Consider the following 4,811-nt stretch of genomic DNA (forward strand, 5'->3'; position numbering starts at 1 on the left):
CGCGGGGTGGAGCAGTTCGGTAGCTCGTCGGGCTCATAACCCGAAGGTCGCAGGTTCAAATCCTGTCCCCGCAACCAAATTATCTTTTATACATACTTGAATATATCATTATTATCCTTAGGCATAGCCTAAGGATTTTTTGTTTGACTATATTTATAAACACTTGTTTAGGTTATGATATAAGATAGTGATGCAGATTAATCAGGAGGTTTTTTCATGTTACAAAGTAATATTCAAACTTATATTGAAAAAGAAATGAACGTTCAAGGTCAATCTTTATCTCTATACCAGGAGGAAAAAGAATATGCGTTGCAAAAAGAGTTGGTACCGCAAAACCTGATGATAGAAGAAAAAGAGGCATCTTTACGTTTTAAAGATTCTTATATCGAAAGAGTAGATAAAGAAACGGACGAGCTGATCGCAGAAGAATCTCCTCTTTCGTTTTTAGATACGTCCATTTCTTACTTGAAAGAACACAGAAGTGAATTTCTATATGTAGAATCAAAATGGTTCGAATTTATTAAGCTTGATGGATGTTCTTTTGAAGTGGATGATGTGTTTGGCACATATAAAGTATTAACGGGGCTACATATGCAAAAAAAATTCGGTTCTTTACTAAAACAATTTTTTGCTAAAGAACTTAATGAAAGTCCAACAAGCGTCCAGCTTTTATTTAATGATAAAGATGGATTATGGGATGTGAATATTGAGTTAGATGCTATAAAAGAGTTTAATGAAAAAATGTCGATAGGTGAAGCTCTGGTTCTTACATATCGTTTTTTCTTTCATCTAGTAGAGTATGTAGAGAAAGAAAAAGCTTAAGAGATGATGATTACTTTCACTGTAAAGCGTAGAACGTAGTTTCTATGCTTTTTTTGATGAGTAATACGTAATGAAGCAATGAATGCTAAATGAAGCTGGAAATACATTTACATCTCTATGTTTTTATGGAATGATAAAGAGTATCTTTACATATATGACTGCTATGGGTAAGGAACAACTATCAGGAATCTTTCTAGTTCTTTGAGAAAGTAGCTCACATATTAGCTGTTAATAGCACTCAGAGCAAGAAAGCTTCCGTAGGATGAAGTATAATATATACATACAGGAACTATTTTTAACTTTATAAAAATGTCTGCTGACGTATGGGATTATAAATAAAGAGGGGATGTTCATGTTATTAAGAAAAATAAAGTCTGAAGAATTGGCAGAAGTCTATCAAATGGGATATGCCGCATGGCCTAAAGGCAGGACGTACAAAGAGTATGTGAGAGATAATCAAAAGGAAGAAACATATGGAATTCGGTATGTATACGTAAATGAAGAGGATCAAATTATTGGTTCATTTATTTTGCTTCTTTTACAAACTCCTCGATTAAAGTTTGCTTTGCATGGTATTGGATCCGTTGTTGTACACCAGCTTTATCAACGAATGGGGTATGGCCGCGATATGCTTGAAGACTTTTTTAAAAAGATGAAGATAGAGAAGCGCAGCGCTATTTTTATGCTGTATAGCGATATTCTTCCTGAATATTATCATCAGTTTGGGTTTAAGGAGCTCCCTTCTCATTTACAACGTTATCCTCAATCCATTGCTATGGTAAATTGCAGCGAGTCACAATATGAATACTTAAGTAAGCAATCCATAGAAGACATACCGGCCTATTTTTAAAGGTATGTCTTTTTTATAGTATTTATCGGCACAATCGTTTACAATTATATGTAAGCGTTTTCTTTTTTTAGGAGATGAATGATTTTATTCGTCCTCATAACCGTAGGCAAATCGTGCAGTTAATATAAATTTTATTACATAAAACCTTGCTATCATCTTACTAGTAACTCTTATTCATTTCCATACCATACCGATATGTACGTTTGCTGCTAAGTATAACCATATCAATATAAGGAGGAAGCAGGAAGATGAAACGATTATTTATAGCAGGGATGATTTTTATACTTTTTTTATCTTCAGGTGCTGTATCTTCTTCAGCCGCAGGAAGTTTTACCTCTAAAACATATAACGGAAGGACATACAAACTGTACGTACCTAGCAGTTATCAGGGAGGTGCTGCCTTACCTCTAGTAGTTATGCTGCATGGCTGTACTCAAGACCCTGATCAATTTGCAGCAGGAACACAAATGAATGAACTGGCGGAGACAGAGAAGTTTCTTGTTCTTTATCCAGAACAACCCTCTTCTGCTAATTCAAATAAGTGTTGGAACTGGTTTGATACGGCTCATCAATCAAGGGGAAGCGGTGAACCAGCGTTAATTGCTGGAATGGTCAATCAAATAAAAAGCAGTTATTCAATAGATGCCGACCAAGTCTTTGTTGGGGGGCTATCTGCTGGTGCAGCTATGAGTGTTATTATGGGAGCTACTTATCCAGACATATTTGCGGCTATCAGCGTTGGGGCTGGCTTAGAATATAAAGCAGGGACTAATGTGACAGGTGCTTATACAGCAATGAGCAGTGGAGGTCCTAATCCTATCCAACAAGGAGATTTAGCCTATTCAGCCATGGGAGATCATAAACGAGTGGTTCCAGTTATTTTGTTTCATGGGACAGCTGACTACACTGTTGCGCCTATAAATGCGCATCAAATATTATCGCAATGGGCTCAAACAAATGATAGAGCGTCTGATGGGCTGGATAATAACAATATTGATGATACGGCAGATCAAACTGCAACAGGTACAGTATCTGGTGGAAGAAGCTATACGCAATATATTTACAAAGATACAGCAGAAAAAACAGTAATGGAAAAGTACATGATAGAAGGAATGGGACATGCTTGGTCAGGGGGAAGTACATCCGGTTCTTATACAGATCCTAAAGGACCAAATGCAACTAAATTAAGCTGGAACTTTTTTAAAAGCCATCCGAAAAATGGTGATGCTCCTAATCCAGGAGATATATTCCCACCGGTTACAGCTGCTTCACCAGCGGGAGGAACGTATGGAAGTTCTGTTTCTGTTACATTATCAACCAATGAACCTGCCACCACTTACTATACATTAGATGGAAGCATACCAACTGTTAATTCTCTAAAGTACTCTGAGCCTATTACCATCAACTCTAGCAAAACAATAAAATTTTTTAGTGTAGACGCAGCGGGCAACCAAGAGGAAGTAAAGACGGAAGTTTATCAAATTTCTGGAACTTCAGAGAAATCTTCAGTATTTTCTTCACTTGCTGCTGAAGATGGATTTATCGGAAACTTATCAGCTGACGGTATGAGTAGTTCTATTCATAAAATTGGGGATAAAGGAATGTACAATACCGACACATATCGAACCATTTTATCTTTTGATACAAGTTCTTTACCTGATGATGCAATTGTTACGGATGTATCTTTAAAAATTTATCGCAAATCTTCAACTGGTAATATTTCATCTTTGAAAGGCGATATTAAAAGCGGTGTATTTGGAACTAGCAGTGCTTTAGAACAAATAGATTATCAGGCCTCACCATCTATTTCTGCGGGCTTCCAAATGTCAGTGCCTTCACTCAATAATGGATATACAACTATTCAACTTCCTTCCTCGCTTTGGGGGTATATGAATAGGACCGGCAAAACTCAGTTTCGCTTGTCAAGCTCAGGTCCAGCGGACTTTTTAAGTGACGTAGTTGAAATTTATGGGGGCGACAATCCTGCATATTCTCCAATTTTAACTGTTTCATATCAGTAAAAAAACCTTCTAAAAGCTAACTGCTTTTAGAAGGTTTTTTTGCTGATAAGTTACTTTTATCACCGAATACAACTCCAACTTTTTATAGAGTTTTCTTCAAATTTTGACATGATTTTGATGAAATTTAATCATTATTCAAAAATGAATTGTCAGAAATATTACAAGAAAATGTTTAAAATTAATTAAATCCGTAATAAAAGTAAAATATTCCTGTAATGGAAGTGAAATGAACAGGTGGTATCATTCAGTCATTGAGTAAATAAGGAGGTATTCGGAAAATGAAGAAATTTGTATTTACTCTAGGGACAACGGCAATTCTTTCAGCAGGATTTGTAGGTGCAGCATCTGCCTCTACAAGCGGAACGTATGAAGTACAAAAAGGTGACACTTTATGGAAAATCGCTCAAAATCATAATGTGAGCGTAGACGAGCTAAAAGATGCTAATAACTTAACATCAACACTAATTTATCCAAATCAGACACTAAACTTATCTAGCATAAAAGAAATCGTACATACTGTAAAACGTGGTGACACTTTGTGGTCAATCGGTCAACATTATGGCGTAACAGTAGAAGAAATTAAAGAATGGAACGGTTTAACATCAGACTTAGTTTTCCCTGGAGAACAATTTAAAATTAAAACGGCACAAGCAGCTCAATCTCAAACAGCTAGTGCGCCAGTAGCAAAGGCAGCTCCACAAGCGCAGCAGTCTCAAACGGCACAAGCTCAGCAAGAACAAGCAGCACAAGAACAAACGCAAAAAGAACAAGAGCAAGCTCAAGTAGCACAAGCACAGGCAGCACAAGAGCAAGAGCAAGCTCAAGCAGCAGCACAAGCACAGGCAGCACAAGAGCAAGCACAAAAAGAACAAGAGCAAGCTCAAGCAGCACAAGCACAGGCAGCACAAGAGCAAGAGCAAGCTCAAGCAGCAGCACAAGCACAGGCAGCACAAGAGCAAGCACAAAAAGAACAAGAGCAAGCTCAAGCAGCAGCACAAGCACAGGCAGCACAAGAGCAGGCACAAAAAGAACAAGAGCAAGCAGCAGCACAAGCACAGGCAGCACAAGAGCAGGCACAAAAAGAACAAGAGCAAGCAGCAGCACAAGCACAGGCAAGC

Annotated in this window: 4 protein-coding genes and 1 tRNA gene; all 5 read left to right on the forward strand. The window is 37.6% G+C overall.

Features of this window, described 5'->3' with window-relative positions:
• Positions 1-77: transfer RNA gene (locus ACFX40_RS24245), tRNA-Met, on the forward strand.
• A 139-nt stretch (positions 78-216) separates the two neighbouring features.
• Positions 217-822 (forward strand): hypothetical protein, encoded by a 606-nt coding sequence (locus ACFX40_RS24250; protein ID WP_377256759.1) that lies wholly within the window; start codon positions 217-219, stop codon positions 820-822.
• 352 nt (positions 823-1,174) lie between these two features.
• Complete coding sequence (locus ACFX40_RS24255) at positions 1,175-1,672, forward strand: GNAT family N-acetyltransferase (RefSeq protein ID WP_013081583.1); 498 nt, start codon at positions 1,175-1,177, stop codon at positions 1,670-1,672.
• A 248-nt stretch (positions 1,673-1,920) separates the two neighbouring features.
• Positions 1,921-3,693, forward strand: a complete 1,773-nt coding sequence (locus ACFX40_RS24260; RefSeq protein ID WP_377256762.1) for an extracellular catalytic domain type 1 short-chain-length polyhydroxyalkanoate depolymerase — start codon at positions 1,921-1,923, stop codon at positions 3,691-3,693.
• Between the two features lie 278 nt (positions 3,694-3,971).
• On the forward strand, positions 3,972-4,811 hold an 840-nt coding region (locus ACFX40_RS24265), incomplete at its 3' end, for a LysM peptidoglycan-binding domain-containing protein (RefSeq protein ID WP_377256765.1).

This window comes from Priestia sp. YIM B13552, assembly GCF_042787775.1.
GTDB lineage: Bacteria > Bacillota > Bacilli > Bacillales > Bacillaceae_H > Priestia > Priestia megaterium_E.

Bases quoted from the DNA above. Each gene is read 5' to 3' on its own strand.
- ACFX40_RS24250 (WP_377256759.1), top strand. From the start codon at position 217: ATGTTACAAAGTAATATTCAAACTTATATTGAAAAAGAAATGAACGTT.
- ACFX40_RS24255 (WP_013081583.1), top strand. From the start codon at position 1,175: ATGTTATTAAGAAAAATAAAGTCTGAAGAATTGGCAGAAGTCTATCAA.
- ACFX40_RS24260 (WP_377256762.1), top strand. From the start codon at position 1,921: ATGAAACGATTATTTATAGCAGGGATGATTTTTATACTTTTTTTATCT.